Genomic DNA, 19123 nt, shown 5'->3' on the forward strand with positions numbered 1-19123 from the left:
CGGCTTTAGCCGGGAAGGCGGCGGTACATGCATTAAAAATGCAGCGATTGTACCGACCTCATCCCGGCTAAAGCCGGTCCCACCGAATCAGCGCCATGACTTACCAAAAGGTCGTGGCAGGCGCCGTCAGCTTCTGCCCGATCAGGGTAATTGCCCGCTGCACATCTTCGGCCTGGGTATAGCGCCCCAGGCTCAAGCGCAGGCTGCTCGACGCCTGTGCAGGGCTCAGGCCCAATGCCAGCAGCACGTGTGAGGGCGCATTGCTCGCCGAGTTGCAGGCCGATGTGGTGGAGAAAGCCAGGTCATTAGCGAGGCTCATGGCGTTGAAGCCGGGGCTGTCGATGCACAGGTTCAGGGTGTGGGGGATGCGTTGCTCGGGACTGCCGTTGAGGCTGACGCCGGGCAATTGCAGCAGGCCGTCGCGCAGTTGCCGGGACAGCTGGCCAATGCGTTGGCTTTCCTCGTGCATCTCGGCGCTGGCCAGGGCAAAGGCTGCGCCCATGCCGACGATCTGGTGGGTCGCCAGGGTGCCGGAACGCAGGCCCTGCTCATGTCCGCCACCGTGGATCTGCGCCGCCAGCAGCGGTCGCGCCCGCTCGTTGAAATACAGCGCACCGATACCTTTCGGGCCGTAGGTCTTGTGCGCCGAAAACGACATCAGGTCCACCGCCAGCTCGCTCAGATTGATCGCCACCTTGCCGGTGCCCTGGGCGGCATCGACATGAAAAATCGCCCCGTGCTCGCGGACGATCTGGCCGATGCTGGCGATGTCAGTGGTGGTGCCGATTTCATTATTGACCAGCATCAGCGACACCAGAAGGGTCTCCGGGCGCAATGCCTGACGCACGGCCTCTGGCTGAATCAGACCGTCGTTGCCCGGTTGCAGCCAGGTCACCGGGTGGCCGGCCTGTTCCAACTGGCGCACGGTATCGATCACCGCCTTGTGTTCCAGCACGCTGGTGATGATGTGGCCGGCAGGATTGCTCGCGGCCAGGCCCTTGATGGCGAGGTTATTGGATTCGGTGGCGCCCGAGGTCCAGACCAGGGCGTCGGCGGCGCAGCCGACCAGTTCGGCGACCTGGCGGCGAGCCAGTTCGACGCAGGTGCGGGCCTGATTGCCAAAACTGTGGGAGCTGGAGGCCGGGTTGCCGAAGACACCTTCGCGACCGAGGCAGGCGACCATCAGCGGGATGATGCGGTCATCGACCGGGGTGGTGGCGGCGTAATCGAAGTAACAAGGAGTGGTGGTCATGGTCAGGGGCCTGGGCTAGCGGTAATGGCAAAAAGATTACTAGCGTAGGGCTGAAAAAAAATTGATATCTCGACGGAGTATTGATGGTTTTGTCGAATTACATTCTATTAAATGGCTATTTTAAGGAATTAAATTCCATATTGGTCCGATGCCCGTTTATCTTCATCGCCATAACCCTGAAACCGCCGCATTTTTACCCTCCGGAGCGTCGCCGTGGACAAGTTCGATCAAGCCATCCTGAGCATCCTGCAGGCCGACTGCACCCGGCCTATCGCCGAGATCGCCGACGCCATTGGCCTGGGCAGTACCGCCTGCTGGCGGCGGGTGCAGAAGCTCGAAGAGCAGGGAATCATTCGCCAGCGCGTGGCCTTGCTCGACCCGCGACAGTTGAATGTAGCGGTGACGGTCTTCGCGGCGATTCGTACCAACCAGCACAACGCCGACTGGCTGGGGCGTTTCCATGCCTTGATCGATACCTTGCCCGAAGTGGTGGCCTGTTACCGCATGGCCGGGGATACCGATTACCTGCTGCGCATCGTGGTGCCGGATATCGCCGGGTACGACTCGGTGTACAAGCGCCTGATTGAACTGGCGGGCATTACCGATATCAGCTCCAGCTTTGCCATGGAGCAGATCAAGTCCACGACGGCGTTGCCGTTGGACTACACCGCCTGATGTTCAGGCCGGAGCAGGGATCAAGTGTGGGACCGGCTTTAGCCGGGAAGACGGCAGCACAGACGATAAAAATTTATCGAATCAACCTGCGCTTTCCCGGCTAAAGCCGGTCCCACAATTGCCCCCACTGTCTCGGATCAGAACCGGTAATTGACCCCCAGGGTCAACGACCGCTGCGGCGCAGGCTGGCGGCCCCAGGGGCTGGTGTCGATGCCACGGAAGTAGTACTCGCGGTTGAACAGGTTGCTGATCCCCGCCGAGGCGGTCAGCACGCTCTTGTCCTGCAACTTGAACTCACGCTCCAGCGCGGTATTCCACAGCCAGTACGCGGGCAGTTTGCCCACCGAAGCGCTAGCGTCTTCGGCGCCACTATTGGCGGCATCGGTATAGGCGCTGCTGACATACAGGCCATCGAGGCTGTAGGTCCAGTGCTCGGCAAAGCGGTAGCGGCCCTCGACATTCAACTGATTGCGCGAGGCGAATGGCACTTCGTTACCCTTGAAGTCACCGTTGCGCTGTCTGGCGTCGAGGTAGGCGTAGCTGGCGTGCAGGTCGAGATTGCGCATCGCTTGCGGGGTCCAGAACACTTCAGTTTCGATGCCCTGATGGCGGGTGCTGCCCAGGTTCACATAGCGGTCGGTGGTGGCGTTGTAGACGATCTGGTCATCGAAATCGATGCGGTACAGGCCCAAATCCACACGCATGCCGTCCCACGGGGTGTAGCGCACGCCAGTCTCGTAGTTCCAGGCCAGTTCAGCGCCCACCGAGCCTTCCTTGACGATCTGCGTGACCTGCGGCGGACGCAGTGATTTCTGTGCGTTGGCGTAGACATACCAGGCGTCGTTGGCCTGATAGCCGACGGTCAGGCCGGGCAGCCATTCTTCAGACTTGTTCTGGTTCTGGAAACCGGTGATACCGTCGTTGTAGTCCATGCGTGCGTTTTCATAACGTACGCCGGGGGTGATGGTCAGCTTGTGGTCGAGCAGGCCGATGGCGTTACTCAGATAAAAGGCCTTGGCGTCGTCGTCGAATTTCCAGTTACGCAAGGGCGCCGTCACACCGCTGGTCAGGCTCTGGCGATCGACTTTGTAGTCGATATCCTCGCTGACATAGCGCGCACCCAGCAGCCAGGTCTGGCTGACCTCATCGCCATCAATGCTCATGCTCAGGCGTGGCTCGCTGCCCCAGACGCGGAAGTCCCGTGGCCCATCCTGCTTGGTCGCCGCCTTGCCATCCGGGGTGAAGGGCAGGCCGACGACGAAGTTGCGGTAGCTCTTGTGGGCGAAGTTGGTCCAGCTGAACTCCACCGAATCGAACGGCCCCATGGCGCCGAGGCGCTGGGTGTAGGTGCCCCAGACGCGGTCGGTGTCGCCTTCGAAGCGGTCGATGGGGCGCGTCGATTGCCGTGGGTCGTGCTTGTAGTCCTTGACGCTGAGGGCGCCGGCCAGGTCCATGTCGGCCTTGTAATGCTGGACGCCGAAACTCAGGTCGCGGTCGTCATCGATATTCCACTGGCCGCGCAGGCGGTAGTTCTGGATATCGGTGTCGGAGTGTTCGCGCCCGGCTTCGCCGGTGATGGTATTGAGGTCCAGCTGCAGGCCGAAATTATCGGTCAGGTAGCCGCCCGTGCCGACGTAGGAATCCCACAGTTGTCGGCCGCCGGCATTGAAGGTGGTGCGCTCCTGCAGGGTGGTTTGCAGCTCGCGGGGGATCGGCTTGCTGATGAAATTGATCACCCCGCCGACGTTGTTCGGGCCGTACTGCACGGCGGCGCCACCGCGGACGATATCGACCCGGTCCACCGTGGCCATGGTCACCGGAAACAACGACAGGCCGGTCTGGCCATAGGGCGCCAGGGCCAGGGGGATGCCATCGGACAGCGCCTGGATGCGTCCGCTACGGCTCTCGTAGAGACCGCGCACGGCAATCTGCGGCAGGGCGCCGGTGCCGGTTTCATCGAAGATCTTCACCCCGGGCACGTGTTGCAGGGCTTCGTCGACGCCACGGGTACTGGCTTTGTGCAAGTCTGTGGCATCAATCACGCTACGGCTGCCGGAGTAGCTGAGAACCTCGGGATTACTGGCGTTACCCAGTACATCACCACGGATGACCATGGGCGCGATATCGGTAGGGGCGATCACGGCAGCGGGCGTTATCAGCGTCGATGCCGAAGCGGTTCCGGCCGGGACGATGATAAAGGTGTGCTCATCCCGGGCCTGGGGTTGCAGACCGCTGTGGTCGAGCAGGCGATCGAGGGCTTCCTGCGCGGTAAAGCTGCCTTTGAGCGCCGGGGCGCTCTTGCCGCTGGTGATATCGCTGGCGAAGATGATCTGCACCGACGATTGCCGGGCCAGTGCGTTGAGGGCCTTGTCCAGCGAGCTGCCGGGCAGGTCGATGGCGACCCGCTCCTGGGCTTGCACCAGGCCGGACAACGCGAGCAGCAGGCTGCTGGCAAGCAGGGACAACGGCAGGCGCCGACGGCTGAGGCGCAAAGGCTGTTTCATGTAAGGCACTTCCTTGAATAACGTGGGCTATGTACAGACAGCCGTCATGAAGCCCGCGCAACCCTACCTGGTTGCGCAATTATTTTTTCAAGGCGGTGTTTTTACGCCGTACATGCAGGGTGCCATCGGCGTCGCTGGCAAGGCTCAGGGGCAGAATGCTCGGCAGCAAAGCGAGCAGGTTTTCCACGTTGCTGCTGTCGAACGTGCCGCTGATCGGCAGGTTGGTCAGGTTCGGGTCATCCAGGCGGATCGGTGCCTGGCGATAGCGCTGGATCACCGCCAGCGCTTCGCCCAGGGGCGTGCGTTCGAAGACCAGTCGGTTGTCTTTCCAGGCCAGCACCGCCTCGACATCCACCGTCGCAGGCGTGAGTAGATGACCCTGTCTGGCCTCGAGTTGCTGGCCGGGAATCAATTGCTGTGGCGCTTCGCCGGGCAGAGTCGAGCTGACACTGACGTTGCCCCTGGCCAGGGTCACGCGCACGCTATCGTCCAGATGGCGCACGCCAAACAGGGTGCCGAGGACCTTGATCCGGGTTGTTCCGGCCTCGACTTCGAATGGCCGCAGCAGCGTGCGCGAGACATCGAACAACGCCTGGCCGCTGTGCAGCACAACCCGTCGCGAACGCACATGCCACTCGACGTCGACGCGGGTGTTGCTGTCCAGAGTCAGGCGACTGCCGTCGGCCAGTTGGCTGCTGAGGTGTTGGCCGATGGCCGTGCTGTAGGTTTCGCTGCGATAGGCCGGGTCAAGCCAGGCCAGTCCGGCGCCGAGAAAAATCAGCAACGCCGCCGCGCCTGCTGCCTTGCGCGGTTTGCGGGGCTTGGGTGTGGGCAGGGGGAAGCGTTTGCGCAGTTCTTCGCGATGGCGCAGCAGGGCTTCGTCTTCCCGGGACAGCGGCTGCTCTGGAGCAGGCGTCGGACTCATGGCTGCGTCTCCAGACGTGCAAGGTAGTCACGGCAGGCGGCCATGCCCAGGCGCAGATGCTTTTCCACCGTCTTGAGTGACACACCCATTTGGGTGGCGACTTCGGCCTGAGGTATCTCGTGGACCTTGTGCATGACGAAAACCATCTGGCAGCGCGTCGGCAACTGAGCGATGGCCTGGGCCAGGTGTTCCAGTTCCCGGGTGGTTTCGCAGCAGCGCTGTGGCGAAGGGCTTTCACAGATCGTGTCCGGCAGCTCCGGCAGGGTAACGATCCACGACTGCCGACGTTTTTCACTGCGATAACGACTTACGGCCTGGTCATGGGAAATCTTGTGCAGCAGGGCCAGGGGCGAGTGCACGCCGTCCTTATCGCGTTTTTCCAGCAGTTGCACGCAGACGTCGTGCACCACTTCATGGGCAAAACCGCGGTCACCAAAACGCCGGCGCACACGGTCCACCAGCTCGTCATAGTGACGAACCAAGGTGTTGAGCAGGGATGGCTTGACGGGATCGAACGGCACAGTGAACTCGAAACAGGCTGAAACACTGCTGAATATAAATGAGAAGTCTTTTCATTCATAGCCTTCTGCCATTTCATCCAGCTGTAATCACTGCTTCCCCCTGTGTTGCCCGAGTGACCGGTCGGTCATGGCTAAACGCTTGAATTCACGGGAAAGTTGTCCACCTAAACCGGGGGTATGTCTGTGGATAACTCTAGGTATGCCAGTCAATGGGCGGTCTGGAGGGGGGTGATCAAAAAATGATCAGATATTTTGAAGTGCATCTGTCGCAATCAACCCAGTAAAGCTTGGCGCAGCACTGATGTGCTCCGGACACTGGACTGTGGGACCGGCTTTAGCCGGGAAGGCGTTGGAACAGGCGATGAGTATCCATCGAATACACTGGCCCCTTTCCCGGCTAAAGCCGGTCCCACAAAGCTCTTTATTCGCCTGAGTATCAGAGGTCGTACCGCACCGTCAGCAGCAACGTGCGTGGATCATTGATCGAGTAATAGCGCTGGCCACTGGACGGGATATAACCCACCGACTGCGGATAGGCGCGGTCGAGGAGGTTTTTCACCGCCAGAGTGGTGGTCCAGTGGCCGTCCGGGGTGATGTAGCTGGTGTGGGCATTCCAGAAGGTCTGGGTCGGCACTTCCTGAATGTCGTCGTTCAGCGCATTGGCGTAGGACTTGGTCTGGAACTGCGCATCCGTGCCCACCAGCACGGTGCCCGGTATGCCCGCCGGAACGGTGTAGTTGAGGCCGACGCTGGCGTTCCAGCGCGGCGACAGGACCAGTTGCTTACCATCGGCATCGACCCCCGGCCCGCTGGCGTTCTGGAAGTCGTCGTACTGGCTTTGCAGGTAGCCGACGTTGGCGCTCAGTTGCAGGTCGTCGGTGAGGGCGCTGAGGGTTTCCAGTTCGACGCCGTAGGTATGGGCGCGGCCGACGTTGGTGCGCAGGTTGACGCCCAGTGATGGCTCGTAAGCGTTGGTCTGCAGATCTTTGTAGTTGTTGTAGAAGAACGCCACGTTGGCGCGCAGGCGGTTGTTGAAAAAGTCGCCCTTGAAGCCGGTTTCATAAGTGGTGACGTCTTCCGGCGAGAACGCCTGCTCGGCGGCGGCCTGGGTCGGCGCGCGGTTGTCGTAGCCGCCGGCCTTGAAGCCCTTGGCCACGTAACCGTACTGGTTCAGGTGTGGAGTCCAGGCGTATTCGAAACCGATTTTCGGGCTGGTGGATTGCCAGGAATGGCTGTCGTCGGCGGTGAAGTTGGTGCCGGTGATCTGCCGCGTGGTGGTGATGCCGTAGTTGGCGAAGTCGAAATTCTTGTGCTCGCGGGTATAGCGCAGCCCGGCAATCAGCGACAGTTGTGAGGTCAGGTGATAGCTGCCCTGACCGTACAGGGCATAGCTCTCGGTCTGGGTGGTGCTGTACTGGCCCTGGCCGATCACCCGCTTCTGTGCGATGGAGTAGGTGAGGTTGTCGCGGTCGGCGTCGAACTTCTCGCGGTACAGGTGCAGGCCGGTGGTGAAGCTGAACTTGTCGTAGTCGCCGTTGAGCTGGAATTCCTGGGTCGCGTAATTCTGCTTATAGAGGATCAGGTTCTGCTGGATCAGCGCGGCCTGGCCCGAGTTGTCGTAATTGACCGGCTGATGGAAGGCCGAGTACGCCGTCACTGACTTGAAGCTCAGGTGGTCGTCGATGGCATAGATCGCCCGCAGCACCGAGCTGCCCTGGTCCAGGCGGTTCTTGGGATTGAGGCTGCTGTAGCTCTTGAACTTGTCGAAATGGCCGCTGGCATCGAACGGTGAATAGCTGGTGGTATCGCCGCGATCGAAGGTGCTGGCCAGGGTCAGCTGGATGTCCCAGGGCGAGTCGTCGGGTTTGAAGCGCAGCTTGCCGCGGTAGGACTGGATATCGATATTGTTGACGTCCGAGTGCCGCGTCGGGTCCGACACCGTGCCGTCCCGGGTCAAGCGGGTCGCCGAGAAACTGCCGAACAGGGTGTTGTCGATCAAGGGCCCGCTGATCAGCAGACGGCCATTGGCGGCATTGTAATTACCGGCGCCGAGTTCGAAGAAACCATGGGTCTCCTGCGTCGGGTCGCGGGTGATCACGCGGATCGCCCCGGCGCTGCTGTTGCGGCCATACAGGGTGCCTTGGGGACCGCGCAGCACTTCGACGCGCTCGACATCGTTGAAGTCGAGCATCGAGGAAATCGCCCGGGGGATATACAGGTCATCGGCATACACCGCCACGGCCGACTCCTGGATCGGGTCGGTCTCGCCGATGCCACGAATGCCGTAGGTCTGGGCGCTGTAGGAGATCGACTGGCGCGGCAGGGTCAGGTTGGGCACCTGCCCGGCGATATCGCGCACGTTCTTGATCTGTTTGTCTTCCAGGGCTTTCTCATCGAAGGCAGAGATCGCCACCGGGGTCTTTTGCAGGTCTTCGCTGCGGTGCTCGGCGGTGACCGTGACCACGGACAGGGTGCCGTCCTTGCCCGGTTCATCGGCCAGGGCCTGCTGACCAAGGGTGCCGGCCAGCAGCGCCAGGGCCAGGCGGTTCAACGGAAAATGTGGCGTCATGGGTGTGCTCGCATAGGTGAAGGGGGGCAGTGTTTCCAGTTGTTGGGGTGCCTCCACCGGGTGCGGGGTCGGACGCTGTTGCAGTGGAATCTTCAGTAACCGCGGTGGATATCCGCGACGTTATTCAGTGGTTGTTCGGCCAGGTAGCGCTCGAGGTTGGCGATAAAGGTGTCGGCGATATCCTCGCGGCTACGGGTCGAGATGGCCGAGGTATGGGGTGACAGGCGCACCTTGGGGTGGTGGTACAGGGGGTGGCCGTCGGGCAGCGGTTCCGGGTCGGTAACATCCAGCGATGCCAGGCCGATGCGCCCGTCGTCCAGGGCTTCCAACAGCGCCTGCTGATCAAGCAGGCCGCCGCGGGCAATATTGATCAGATGCAGGCCGGGCCTGGCGCTGCCCAATACGTCGCGGTTGATCAGGTGGCGGGTCTCGTCGGTCAAGGGGGCGGCCACTACCAAGTGATCGGATTCGGCGAATAGCTCATGGATATCCCGCGCCGCCTCCACACCGTCCACGCCAAGCGGCGCAGCGTTACGGCGCAGGGCGATGACCCGAATGCCCAGAACGCGAGCCTTCTGCGCCAGGCTCTGACCAATGGCACCGAAACCGAGAATGCCCAGGGTGCTGCCCTTGACCGGCGCCAGCGGCGTGAACTGCCATTGCGCGTCATGCACCCAGATCTGCGGCAGGCGCTTGGCTTCGGCGAAGATCAGCGCCAGGGCGAACTCGGCCAGATTCTCGGCGGCATTGCCCTTGGAGGTGGTCAGTTGCGGCCCGCGCAGAAACCAGCCGGGGTAGAAATCGATGCCCGAGGAGACCACATGAATCCAGCGCAGGCTGTAGGGCCAGCCCTCAGGCGGTGTGTCCGGGGCTGTATAACCGCGCACATTGATTGGCCGGGCCAGCAGTACCTGCACTTCTGGCGGCAACCCGGTGGGCGTACCGGCGGGGATGTCGATCAGGCGAATATCCGGGCGACGTTGGCGAATGACTTCATTGAAGTCCGGGGCCAGTTGGCTGGCGATAACGAGTTGGGGCATGGGTGTATTCCATAATTGAGGCCATAGATTCAGGTGGGACCGGCTTTAGCCGGGAAGGCGCAGGCATGATCGATATATCTTTAGCGCCCGCCAGATGGTCTTCCCGGCTAAAGCCGGTCCCACAGAAAAGCCTTTTTAATTGATGAGATCAGGACGCTTTTTTTTTGGTGTCAGGCCGACAACAACTGAAACTGCCGGTCCCACAGCGGACTGACATCCAGGCGCTGGCTCAACACGCCCGCCTCGAAGAACAGGTCGGCGACTTCCTGCTGCGAAGCGATCGCCTCGGCACTGACCGGCAGCATCCGGTAGGGCTGGCTGCGATTGCGGTAGACGTCGAGGAACACTTCCTTGTCCACGCCAAGCAATTTCGCCGATTTGGCCGCCCAGGGCTCGGGGTTGTCGTTGATCCAGTCGAAGGTGCGAGCCTGGCGCTGCAGGTAGTCCTGAATCGCCCGTTTACGCAGCGGGTCTTCCAATGCAGCAGGGCGAGCGGCGATCAGGTAGTTACCGGACAGATAACCCAGGGCGGTCTTCAGGACTCGGGCGCCACTGCGGAATTTCGCCAATTGAATGAACACGCCGTAGATCACCCAGGCATCCAGCTGGCCGCTTTGAAAGGCGGTGAAACCGTCCTGCGGGGTCAGGGCCACCGGGGTAATGTCGTTCATGGTCAAGCCCTGTTCCTTGAGGGCCTTGATCAGGAAGTAATGGGCAGTGGTCGAGCGCACATAGCCGACGCGCTTGCCGCGCAATTGCTGTATCGATTCGAGGGTGGACTCCTTGGGGATCAGGATCACCTGATTGTTCACATCGCCTTGCAACACTGCGATCAGCTTGGGTTCACGATGACTCTGGATCGAAAAGATCGGCGGGATCTCGCTCATGCCGCCGACATCCAGACTGCCCGAGGCGAGGGCTTCGACGATCAGGTTGCCGCCGGCGAATTCGGCGTAGTCGACTTTGTATGGGGTCTTGTCAGTCCCTGCGTCGCTGGTGAAGTAGGAGTCCTGGCCCTTGTAGGTGGCGACGCCCAGGGTCAGGCCGGACAGCGAGGGTTCGGCGGCGAACAGCGAGGCGGGAGCCATCGAAGACAGCCCGGCGACGCCCAGGGCGACGGAGCTGGCGCGCAGAAAGTCGCGGCGATTGAAGGGGTGTGCAGTCATGGCAAGGCTCTTTCAGGGCGACCGACAAAGGGGCGGCTGAACCGAGCGAACACGTCGCCACCCCCGGAAAATTAGCCTCCGCCTGGCAAGGGGTGGGTCTGGAAGTGAATTTATATCTATAAGAAAAGGCTGTGAAAGTCTTTTTGGTTATATGTTAATTATGTAATCGGCTGATTTTATAGGTCGATAATATTAAAACTGTGCATCTTCTTCGGGTAACCACTCGTTGGCCAGACGCCAGGCGTCCAGCCCGCCGGTGAGGGCCTGGATCCGCGTCACCCCATGCTTGCCCAGTTTCTCGGCCAGCAGCGCCGCCGACAACTCGTGGGGGCAGGCGCAATAAATGACGATGTCGGCATCGCCAAGGCGCAGCACCAGATCATCAAGAGGATCTTCCAGACTGACATTGATCGCACCGGGGATGCCTTGTACGCCACCGTTGAAGCTGGGGCGCACGTCGAGGATTACCGGCAGGGTATTTTCGCCGTCCTGCAGGGCGCGCAACTCATCAACGCTGATCCGCGGCACGCGGGCCGTGCGGCGCAGCAGTTGCACACGCTTGAAGTATTTCCAGGCGATGAACAGGGCCAGGGCTGCCGCGATGCCGATACCGGCAAGCACGGCGTAGCGGGCCAGCAGGTCGAGCACGGCGGTCAGGGCGTCGGCGAACAACTGGCCGATCAGCAGCGCGGAACCGGCCCAGATAAAGGAACCGGCGAGGGAGTAACGAAAGAACACAGGCAGCGGCGTGCCACTGATACCGGCCACAGTGGTGACCAAAGCCCCGGCCCCCGGCAGGAACTTGGACACCAGCAGGGCGCGCGGGCCGATCCGGCCATACAGGTTCAGGCCCTGGCGCACACAGGTGTCCTGGGACAGGGAGATCTTGCAAATGGTCCGCAGCAGCGCCCCGCCGTAGCGCTGGCCCGCGAAGTACCAGGCCAGATCGGCGATCACACAGGCCAGCATCGCCAACACCACACTGGCGCCCAGCAACGGCGGATTCTGCATGGCCAGGGCACCGGCAACGATCAGCGTTGGCCACGCCGGGATCGGCAGGCCGAGCTGCTCCAGCAGCACATTCAGGAATACCAGGAGCATGCCGTGGCTTTCGCTCAGTTGCTGAAGATCGTTCATAGGCGGTTCTCGGGCGGACAGACGGCGTGGTGCATTATGCCGTGTGTGCCGGATATTGAAATGATCCATATCGCTGACAACGCGCGGCCGCGCAGCCAACACAGCATCAATGTGGGACCGGCTTTAGCCGGGAAAAAGCAGGTACGATCGATACATTTCTATCGCCTGCCATATCCTCTTCCCGGCTAAAGCCGGTCCCACAAAAATGGTTTTGATTCAGTTGCTCAGAAAAAGCGGCGCAGATAAAAAAGGCGCCCGTGAAGGGCGCCAAGGGAGGGCATTACAATGGTTACAGCAGGTTCTTACATGAAGATCATTCCCGCCTCGAAAGAGGGGCCAAGCGGCCAGACTTCCGAAGCGGCAAGGGTGTGGCGAGAGGTGGCGGCGCGCCGTGCTTTCGGGCTGCCCGCCGGTATATTCATCTCCACCAGCGCCAGCAACTGACCGGCGCGGTAGACGATTTCACTGAGTAGATTGACCGTGGCGTAGTCGGCGCTATCGAAGGCCTGGTCCAACCGCTGCTGAGTTCTGACGATCAGCTGGCTCAGGCTGCGACTGCGCTCATGCAGGGCGGCAAAGCAGTCACTGAAGCCGACGTCGTCGAAGGTATGGGCGACCAGTACCGAGTTGGCGGCCTTGCGGTCCAGGTGCGACAGGCGCTGGCTGACCAGACGCAGAAAATCCTGGCCGCTGCGATCAAGGTTTTCGAACAGTGCCTTGACCGCGCTGTAGGTCATGGCCCGCAACTTCCAGCGCACCTGCTGGATCACCGCGAGCAGTTCGGCGCTGACGTGCAACTGCTCGGCCAGCAGTTGCGCCAGGGCGGCCCTGGCTTCGTCGTTGACATGACCGGGCAGGGCGAGATCCAGTGGCAGATCAGAAAAACGGCGGGTCAAAGGCATCATGTGAGAACTCCTGATTACAGACAGTGTTGAGCCTGTCTGGCGTCCCAAACCCCTCACTCGGGGGGCGGCGGACTTGTTTCGACAGGAGCGACTGAACAGTAAACCGGTGCCCAAGGAGCGTCACTTGTACATGGGGGTGCAGGGCCTATACCTTGGTTTATAAAGGCGGGTTTATAACGGCAGGTTCATCGAGGCCGGTTGATTGGATCCCACCGCAGTGATGGGTTATGGCATATTGCAGCCCGCCTTGATGATCAACTCCAGTGGACTGCGATGACTGCTCCCAACGAAATCCCCGCGACACAATTCAGTCGCTATCAAAAGTTCGTCACCGGCCTGCTGGCCTTCCTGCAGTTCGCGGTCATTCTCGACTTCATGATCATGTCGCCCCTGGGCGCGCTGATCATGCCGGCGCTGGATATTTCGCCGAGCCAGTTCGGCATGATCGTCTCGGCCTACGCCTTCAGCGCCGGATTGTCCGGGCTGCTGACCGCCGGCTTCGCCGACCGTTTCGACCGCAAGAAGCTGCTGCTGTTTTTCTACGGTGGCTTTATCGTCGGCACGCTGTGGTGCGGCCTGGCCGGGAGTTTCGAGGCGCTGTTGCTGGCGCGCATGGTCACCGGGATTTTCGCCGGGGTGATCGGCTCGATTGTCCTGGCGATCGCAGCCGACCTGTTCAGCCCGCAACTGCGCGGGCGGGTCATGGGCTTTATTCAGACCGCCTTTGCCGCCAGCCAGGTGCTGGGCCTGCCATTTGGCTTATACCTGTCGAACCACTGGGGCTGGCACTCGGCGTTCCTCGCTCTGGTGGTGATTGGCGGTATCGGCGCACTGGTGATCATCCTGTTCCTCAAACCGGTCAACGAGCACCTCAAGCTGCCCCAGGAGCGCAGCCCGTTCATGCATCTGCTGCATACCGTCACCGAGGTCCGCTATCTGACGGCCTTCGCCGCCATGGCCTTGCTGACGACCGGCGGCTACATGCTCATGCCGTTCAGCAGCGCCTTCGTCATCAATAACCTGGGGATCGACGCCAGCCATCTGCCGACCATCTACCTGGTCACCGGCCTGGGCACGATTTTCGTCGGGCCGCTGGTGGGCAAGGCCGCAGACAGCCTGGGCAAGGTCCCGGTGTTTCTGGGCGGTTGCGTGATGACCATCATCATGGTGCTGATCTACACCCACTTGCAGACGACCACTCTGCCGTGGCTGATCCTGGTCAACGTGTTGCTGTTCCTTGGCATCTTCTCGCGGATCATCCCGTTCCAGGCCTTGATCAGCACGCTGCCGGAGCCCAATCAGCGCGGCTCGTTCAATGCCCTCAACTCGGCGGTGCAGCAACTGTCGGGGGGCTGTGCCTCGCTGGTGGCCGGGCACCTGATCGCATTCGGCAGCGACGGAAAATTGCTCGGCTTCGAGACGATCGGTTACGTAATGGTCGCCACGACGGCGATTGCTGCCGTGCTGGTGGTGATCATCCAGCGCCAGACCCTGCGTCGTGGCGTGGTGACCACGCGGCTGTAATCAGCCTTCACGCTGCAGATAGGCCTGGCGCAGGCGCTCGCGGATATTGCTCAAGTGTGTGTGCATGGCGGCCTTGGCTCCGGCCGGGTCGCTATTGGCAATGGTCTGGTAGATCGCCAGGTGTTCATGGCGCAGGCGCGCGTTGTATTCGCCGGGTTCGGTATTGCCCAGCGCGGCGGAATTGAGCCGGGTCCGGGGAATCAGCTCGGTGCCCAGGTGTTCGTTGATATCGGCGAAGTAGCGATTGTCCGTGGCCAGGGCGATCTGCTGATGGAAGTCATAGTCGGCCTCCACCGCTTCGGCACGGCTGACCTCGGCTTTATCGAGCGTCGCCAAGGCAGCGGCCATGCGTGCCAGATGCCCCTCATTGCGGCGGCTGGCGGCCAGCCCGGCAGCGTCCACTTCCACGGCCATGCGCAGTTCGATCACCGCCAGTACATCGCCCAGGGTGCGATCGGTTTGCGGCTGCGGCTGCGCGGCGATCTGCCCGACCACGAAGGTGCCGATGCCATGGCGGGTTTCCACCAGACCCAGGCACTGCAACTGGGAAATGGCCTCGCGCACCACGGTACGGCTGACACCGTGTTCCTCGGTGATGAGCTTTTCCGGCGGCAGTTTTTCCCCCACGGCAATTGCGCCGTCCTCGATCAGCCGGGTCAGCTCCTCGACCAGCATCTGCGCCAGGCTGCGGGAAGGGCGGCGGCCTGCGGGTATCGCGTTCATGGTGTTGTCTCCATCAAACAAACTCACCGGAATCTGAATTGAATGATATTTGTGGGACCGGCTTTAGCCGGGAAAACGTCAGGACAACCGATACATTTTCTTGATCAGCCATGACGCCTTCCCGGCTAAAGCCGGTCCCACACAAGCCCTGTTTTGATTGACGATCGGTTTGGCTGTGCTAACGGAAAACGGCGCGACCCCAAGGTCACGCCGTTCCGTATGCAGCAACAATCAACCGTGCTTACGCAATCGGCTGGTCGCTCCACTCGCCATTGACCAGGCGCTTGAGGCCCAGCGGGTTGGCGTTTTGCAGCGCGGCGGGCAGCAGGCTGTCCGGTTGGTTCTGGTAGCAGACCGGGCGCAGGAAGCGGTCGATGGCCAGGGTGCCCACCGAAGTACCGCGTGCGTCGGACGTCGCCGGGTATGGACCGCCATGGACCATGGCTTCGCAGACTTCAACACCGGTCGGGTAGCCGTTGACCAGGATGCGGCCGACTTTCTCTTCCAGCAGTGGCAGCAGCCAGCTGTACTGTTGCAGGTCGGACGGCTCGCCGATCAGGGTGGCCGTCAGTTGACCGCGCAGGGCCAGCAGGGCTTGTTTCAGCTCGGCATCGTCAGCGGCTTCGATGACCAGCGTGGTCGGGCCGAAGACTTCTTCCTGCAGCAGTTCGTCGCCGTTGAGCAGCAGGCTGATATCGGCCTTGAACAACTGGGCCTGGGCCTGTTTGCCTTCCTGCGGTTTACCCGCCAGGTGGGTGATGCCCGGGTGCGACAGCAGGTGCTGGACGCCCTTGCTGTAGCTGCGCAGGCCACCGGCATTGAGCATGGTTTGCGGCGCCTGGCCACCCATGTGCTCCTTGAGCTGCTCAAGGAACGCGGCGAAAGCCGGGGAGCGCAGGCCAATCACGACGCCCGGGTTGGTACAGAACTGACCGGCACCCATGACCACGGAAGCGGCCAGGTCCTTGGCCACGGTATCGCCACGGCTGCTCAGGGCTTGCGGCAGCAGGACCACCGGGTTGATGCTGGACATTTCGGCAAAGACTGGAATCGGCTGTGGACGCTCCGACGCCATTTTGCACAGGGCATCGCCGCCGCTCAGGGAACCGGTGAAGCCGACCGCCTGGATGGCCGGGTGCTTGACCAGGCCTTCGCCGACGCCGCTGCCGAAGATCATGTTGAACACGCCTTTTGGCATCTGGGTGCGTTCAGCCGCGCGGATGATGGCGCAGCCGACCAGGTCAGCAGTGGCCATGTGGCCGCTGTGGGCCTTGAATACCACCGGGCAACCGGCGGCCAGTGCCGAAGCGGTATCGCCGCCAGCAGTGGAGAAGGCCAACGGGAAGTTGCTGGCGCCGAACACGGCAACCGGGCCGACGCCGATACGGTATTGACGCAGGTCGACGCGTGGCAGCGGCTTGCGATCCGGCAGGGCCAGGTCGATGCGTGCACCGAGGTAGTCACCGCGACGCAGGACTTTGGCGAACAGACGCATCTGGCCGCTGGTACGACCGCGCTCACCCTGGATACGGGCGGCGGGCAGGGCGGTTTCCTGGCAGACCACGGCAACGAAATCGTCGCCCAGGGCATCCAGTTCGTCGGCGATGGCTTCGAGGAATTCCGCGCGACGAGCCGGGCTCAGTTGGCGGTATTCGGGAAAGGCGCTTTTGGCAGCCAGGGCAGCGGCATCGATTTCTGCGTCGGTGGCCTGGTAGAAGCTGTAAGGCAGGGCCTCGCCAGTGGTGGCGTCGAGGCTTTTGTGTTGCGGTTCGCCAAGGGCGCTGCGGGCGCCAGCGATGAAGTTATGGCCGAGAACGTTAGGCATCGGTATCTCCTGTTGTTTTTTGACGGTGGGGCCGGTTGCACGCAACGGTGCAACAGACGCTCATGCTGGGTTGCCGAATTGCAATGGTCGCGCGTGAGGCAGCGCGGGTACTCGATAGTCAGCAGTCATCGTACAACCTCCCTTGAGGCGGCGCAACCTGGCATGTCGCGTCAAGGTTGTGCGCGCTGTCACATGGCGGGTCTTGCGGGCACTAAGCGCAGCGGTCACTGTCTCATTGCCTGATTCTCTGTTCCTTAAAGTGAGGAGCTGCCGAAGGCTGCGAATGGATTTGTCTGACGTACAGCTTCGCAGCCTTCGGCAGCTCCTACAGGTCATGCGTTACCAGGCTCAATGTATAAACCCCACATGGATGTCCTAATGTTCTTTATCTTGTTTCCCTTGGCGTTGCTGTTGGCCTTTGTGGTCTGGGTCCTCCTGGCAATCCGTCAAAACGGGTTGATCTACAAGCGCGAGCACTACATCCGCCAGTACACCTTGCCCGCGCATCTGTTCGAGATGCTGATGCGCCGCCACAGCCATCTGCAGATCAAGGACTGCCAACTGGTGGCCCAGGGCATGCGTCAGTTCTTCCTTGCCTATCTGAAGAGCGGGCAGAAATACGTGTCGATGCCGTCGCAAGTGGTGGATGACCTGTGGCACGAATTCATCCTGCATACCCGCGAGTACGAGTCTTTCTGCAAGAAAGCCTTTGGCGGTCTTCTGCATCACACGCCAGCGGCGGCCCTGGGCAAGGAAGCCGCGGCGAAGGCCGATGCCGGATTGCGCCGCTGCTGGTGGTACGCCTGCCGCGAAGAAAACATCTTCCCCAAGAACGCCCTGCGCCTGCCGCTGCTGTTTGCCCTGGATGCCAAGCTCAATATCAGTGATGGTTTTCACTATGTCGTCGACTGCACGGCGGTCAAGCGCGCGGGCACTGACTCGACGGTGTACTGTGGCGGCGACTTTACCTCCGGTGTCGGCTCCGATGGCGGCGGCGATTCCAGTGGCAGCGATTCGGCGTCGGGCTGTGGCGGCGGTGACAGCTCCGGTGGTGACAGCAGTTCCGGCTGCGGCGGCGGGGGCTGTGGTGGTGGTTGCGGGGGCGGCGGGGGAGATTGACGAGTACCTTCGGTTGCTCATCCCGATACAGGCAGACAAGGGCGGGCATTACCCATGAGCAACCCAAATGTGCGAACCGGCTGTGCCATCGGCGTGCTGTGCGTGGCCTCGTTCACGATGGTGGCAAGTGAATTTGCCCCTATCGGCCTGTTGTCGCAGATAGCGGCTGACTTGAATCAGCCGCCGTCGACCGTTGGCCTGACCGTAACCCTGTACGCCTGGATCGGCGCCGCCAGCGGGCTGCTATCCAGCTGGCTGAACCAACGGGTGCCGCGCAAGACCCTGCTGATCGCCTTGATGCTGATATTGGCGCTGTCCAACGCTTTGGCGGCACTGTCTCCGGAGTTTTTGACGCTGCTCGGCACCCGTGCCGTCGGAGCCGTGGCCCATGGGGTGTTCTGGGCCGTGGTGGCGGCGACCGCTGCGCATATTGTCCCGGCCCATCGGGTGGGGCTGGCGACGTCAGTGGTGTTGGGCGGTATTACCGTGGCGACGGTCCTGGGAGTGCCATTGGTCAATCTGCTGGGGCAGCACGATGGCTGGCGCACGGCGTTCGAGGCTCTGGCGCTGTTGTGCGTACTCAGCGCTGCGGCCATGGCCATGGTGCTTCCGGTGATGCGCATCCACTCTCCGGCCGCAGGCGGCGGGCTTGCCGCAGTGCTGCGGCGCAAGGATCTGTTGATCACCTACGCGGTCACCGCGCTGACGGCGGCTGCACATTTCGGCGCCTATACCTTTGTCGAACCCTTCATTGCTCAGGTACCCGGCATTACCGCCAGCCTGATTGCCGTGCTGTTGTTCGTCTTCGGCGCCGCGGGGTTTGTGGGCAACCTGCTAAGTGCTGTCCTCATCGATCGTGGCCTGAAGCCTTTCATTTTTACTGCGCTGATTGCCTTGGCGTCAGCCCTGATGATCCTCGGCCTGTACGGTCCGTTACTGGGGATCGCAGCAGTGGTGAGCCTGTTGGTGATCTGGGGTGTGGCGATTTCAGCGTTGTTCACGGGCCTGCAAACCTGGGTGTTGAAGATCGCCGGGTCACTGACTGTACCGGCGACCGCCGTGCACACCGCTGTACTCAATAGTGCGATTGGCCTGGGTGTGATTATCGGCGGTGCAAGCCTGAATGTGGGCGGGCTCAAGGACGCGATGCTGGCCGCCAGTGTGGTGATTGTTCCTGCCATTGTGTTGCTGCTGGCCTCAGGCATTCGCGCCAAGGCAGCGCCGGTTTTCCCGTAGCA

At 61.7% G+C, this 19123-nt stretch carries 15 protein-coding genes; 4 read left to right on the forward strand and 11 right to left on the reverse strand.

Features of this window, described 5'->3' with window-relative positions:
* Nucleotides 1-100: 100 nt before the first annotated feature.
* On the reverse strand, nucleotides 101-1252 hold the full coding sequence (locus AC1Z24_RS11890) for an aminotransferase class V-fold PLP-dependent enzyme (RefSeq protein ID WP_483745792.1): 1152 nt from the start codon (nucleotides 1250-1252) through the stop codon (nucleotides 101-103).
* A gap of 213 nt (nucleotides 1253-1465) precedes the next feature.
* On the opposite strand from AC1Z24_RS11890, the gene AC1Z24_RS11895 reads away from it, so the two are divergent.
* On the forward strand, nucleotides 1466-1927 hold the full coding sequence (locus tag AC1Z24_RS11895; protein ID WP_483745793.1) for an Lrp/AsnC family transcriptional regulator: 462 nt from the start codon (nucleotides 1466-1468) through the stop codon (nucleotides 1925-1927).
* A gap of 137 nt (nucleotides 1928-2064) precedes the next feature.
* Here AC1Z24_RS11895 and AC1Z24_RS11900 read toward each other — a convergent pair whose 3' ends face one another.
* From AC1Z24_RS11900 to AC1Z24_RS11935, 8 genes are all read right to left on the reverse strand, one after another.
* Complete coding sequence (locus tag AC1Z24_RS11900; RefSeq protein ID WP_483745794.1) at nucleotides 2065-4431, reverse strand: TonB-dependent siderophore receptor; 2367 nt, start codon at nucleotides 4429-4431, stop codon at nucleotides 2065-2067.
* A gap of 79 nt (nucleotides 4432-4510) precedes the next feature.
* Nucleotides 4511-5356: a FecR family protein gene (locus AC1Z24_RS11905; protein ID WP_483745795.1), complete on the reverse strand. Its 846-nt coding sequence runs from the start codon at nucleotides 5354-5356 to the stop codon at nucleotides 4511-4513.
* Nucleotides 5353-5877 (reverse strand): RNA polymerase sigma factor, encoded by a 525-nt coding sequence (locus tag AC1Z24_RS11910; RefSeq protein WP_483745796.1) that lies wholly within the window; start codon nucleotides 5875-5877, stop codon nucleotides 5353-5355. The genes AC1Z24_RS11905 and AC1Z24_RS11910 overlap by 4 nt, the downstream gene beginning before the upstream one ends.
* A 436-nt stretch (nucleotides 5878-6313) precedes the next feature.
* Nucleotides 6314-8446 (reverse strand): TonB-dependent receptor, encoded by a 2133-nt coding sequence (locus AC1Z24_RS11915; protein WP_483745797.1) that lies wholly within the window; start codon nucleotides 8444-8446, stop codon nucleotides 6314-6316.
* 92 nt (nucleotides 8447-8538) lie between these two features.
* The gene (locus AC1Z24_RS11920; protein WP_483745798.1) at nucleotides 8539-9486 is read right to left on the reverse strand and encodes a D-isomer specific 2-hydroxyacid dehydrogenase family protein; all 948 of its coding nucleotides are present in this window, start codon (nucleotides 9484-9486) and stop codon (nucleotides 8539-8541) included.
* A 170-nt stretch (nucleotides 9487-9656) separates the two neighbouring features.
* On the reverse strand, nucleotides 9657-10652 hold the full coding sequence (locus AC1Z24_RS11925; protein WP_483745799.1) for an ABC transporter substrate-binding protein: 996 nt from the start codon (nucleotides 10650-10652) through the stop codon (nucleotides 9657-9659).
* A 192-nt stretch (nucleotides 10653-10844) separates the two neighbouring features.
* Complete coding sequence (locus AC1Z24_RS11930) at nucleotides 10845-11789, reverse strand: VTT domain-containing protein (RefSeq protein WP_483745800.1); 945 nt, start codon at nucleotides 11787-11789, stop codon at nucleotides 10845-10847.
* A gap of 302 nt (nucleotides 11790-12091) precedes the next feature.
* Nucleotides 12092-12694, reverse strand: coding sequence for a BAR domain-containing protein (locus tag AC1Z24_RS11935; RefSeq protein ID WP_483745801.1), 603 nt, complete (start codon nucleotides 12692-12694; stop codon nucleotides 12092-12094).
* A 273-nt stretch (nucleotides 12695-12967) separates the two neighbouring features.
* Here AC1Z24_RS11935 and AC1Z24_RS11940 point away from each other — a divergent pair, with 273 nt between their 5' ends.
* Nucleotides 12968-14218 (forward strand): MFS transporter, encoded by a 1251-nt coding sequence (locus AC1Z24_RS11940; RefSeq protein ID WP_483745802.1) that lies wholly within the window; start codon nucleotides 12968-12970, stop codon nucleotides 14216-14218.
* Here AC1Z24_RS11940 and AC1Z24_RS11945 read toward each other — a convergent pair whose 3' ends face one another.
* Entirely contained in the window at nucleotides 14219-14941 is a 723-nt protein-coding gene (locus tag AC1Z24_RS11945; protein WP_483745803.1) for a FadR/GntR family transcriptional regulator, read from the reverse strand.
* Between the two features lie 241 nt (nucleotides 14942-15182).
* On the reverse strand, nucleotides 15183-16766 hold the full coding sequence (locus tag AC1Z24_RS11950; protein WP_483745804.1) for an aldehyde dehydrogenase (NADP(+)): 1584 nt from the start codon (nucleotides 16764-16766) through the stop codon (nucleotides 15183-15185).
* Nucleotides 16767-17144: 378 nt separating this feature from the next.
* Between AC1Z24_RS11950 and AC1Z24_RS11955 the strand changes: the two genes are divergently transcribed.
* The gene (locus AC1Z24_RS11955) at nucleotides 17145-17885 is read left to right on the forward strand and encodes a glycine-rich domain-containing protein (RefSeq protein ID WP_483745805.1); all 741 of its coding nucleotides are present in this window, start codon (nucleotides 17145-17147) and stop codon (nucleotides 17883-17885) included.
* Nucleotides 17886-17939: 54 nt separating this feature from the next.
* Nucleotides 17940-19121, forward strand: a complete 1182-nt coding sequence (locus AC1Z24_RS11960; RefSeq protein WP_483745806.1) for an MFS transporter — start codon at nucleotides 17940-17942, stop codon at nucleotides 19119-19121.
* Nucleotides 19122-19123: the final 2 nt, after the last annotated feature.

The sequence above is a fragment of the Pseudomonas sp. JL23 genome (genome assembly GCF_056933585.1).

Coding starts and splice junctions, on each gene's coding strand:
- AC1Z24_RS11940 (WP_483745802.1), top strand. CDS start 12,968: ATGACTGCTCCCAACGAAATCCCCGCGACACAATTCAGTCGCTATCAA.
- AC1Z24_RS11925 (WP_483745799.1), bottom strand. CDS start 10,652: ATGACTGCACACCCCTTCAATCGCCGCGACTTTCTGCGCGCCAGCTCC.
- AC1Z24_RS11960 (WP_483745806.1), top strand. CDS start 17,940: ATGAGCAACCCAAATGTGCGAACCGGCTGTGCCATCGGCGTGCTGTGC.
- AC1Z24_RS11945 (WP_483745803.1), bottom strand. CDS start 14,941: ATGAACGCGATACCCGCAGGCCGCCGCCCTTCCCGCAGCCTGGCGCAG.
- AC1Z24_RS11890 (WP_483745792.1), bottom strand. CDS start 1,252: ATGACCACCACTCCTTGTTACTTCGATTACGCCGCCACCACCCCGGTC.
- AC1Z24_RS11920 (WP_483745798.1), bottom strand. CDS start 9,486: ATGCCCCAACTCGTTATCGCCAGCCAACTGGCCCCGGACTTCAATGAA.
- AC1Z24_RS11900 (WP_483745794.1), bottom strand. CDS start 4,431: ATGAAACAGCCTTTGCGCCTCAGCCGTCGGCGCCTGCCGTTGTCCCTG.
- AC1Z24_RS11915 (WP_483745797.1), bottom strand. CDS start 8,446: ATGACGCCACATTTTCCGTTGAACCGCCTGGCCCTGGCGCTGCTGGCC.
- AC1Z24_RS11930 (WP_483745800.1), bottom strand. CDS start 11,789: ATGAACGATCTTCAGCAACTGAGCGAAAGCCACGGCATGCTCCTGGTA.
- AC1Z24_RS11905 (WP_483745795.1), bottom strand. CDS start 5,356: ATGAGTCCGACGCCTGCTCCAGAGCAGCCGCTGTCCCGGGAAGACGAA.
- AC1Z24_RS11935 (WP_483745801.1), bottom strand. CDS start 12,694: ATGATGCCTTTGACCCGCCGTTTTTCTGATCTGCCACTGGATCTCGCC.
- AC1Z24_RS11950 (WP_483745804.1), bottom strand. CDS start 16,766: ATGCCTAACGTTCTCGGCCATAACTTCATCGCTGGCGCCCGCAGCGCC.
- AC1Z24_RS11955 (WP_483745805.1), top strand. CDS start 17,145: ATGTTCTTTATCTTGTTTCCCTTGGCGTTGCTGTTGGCCTTTGTGGTC.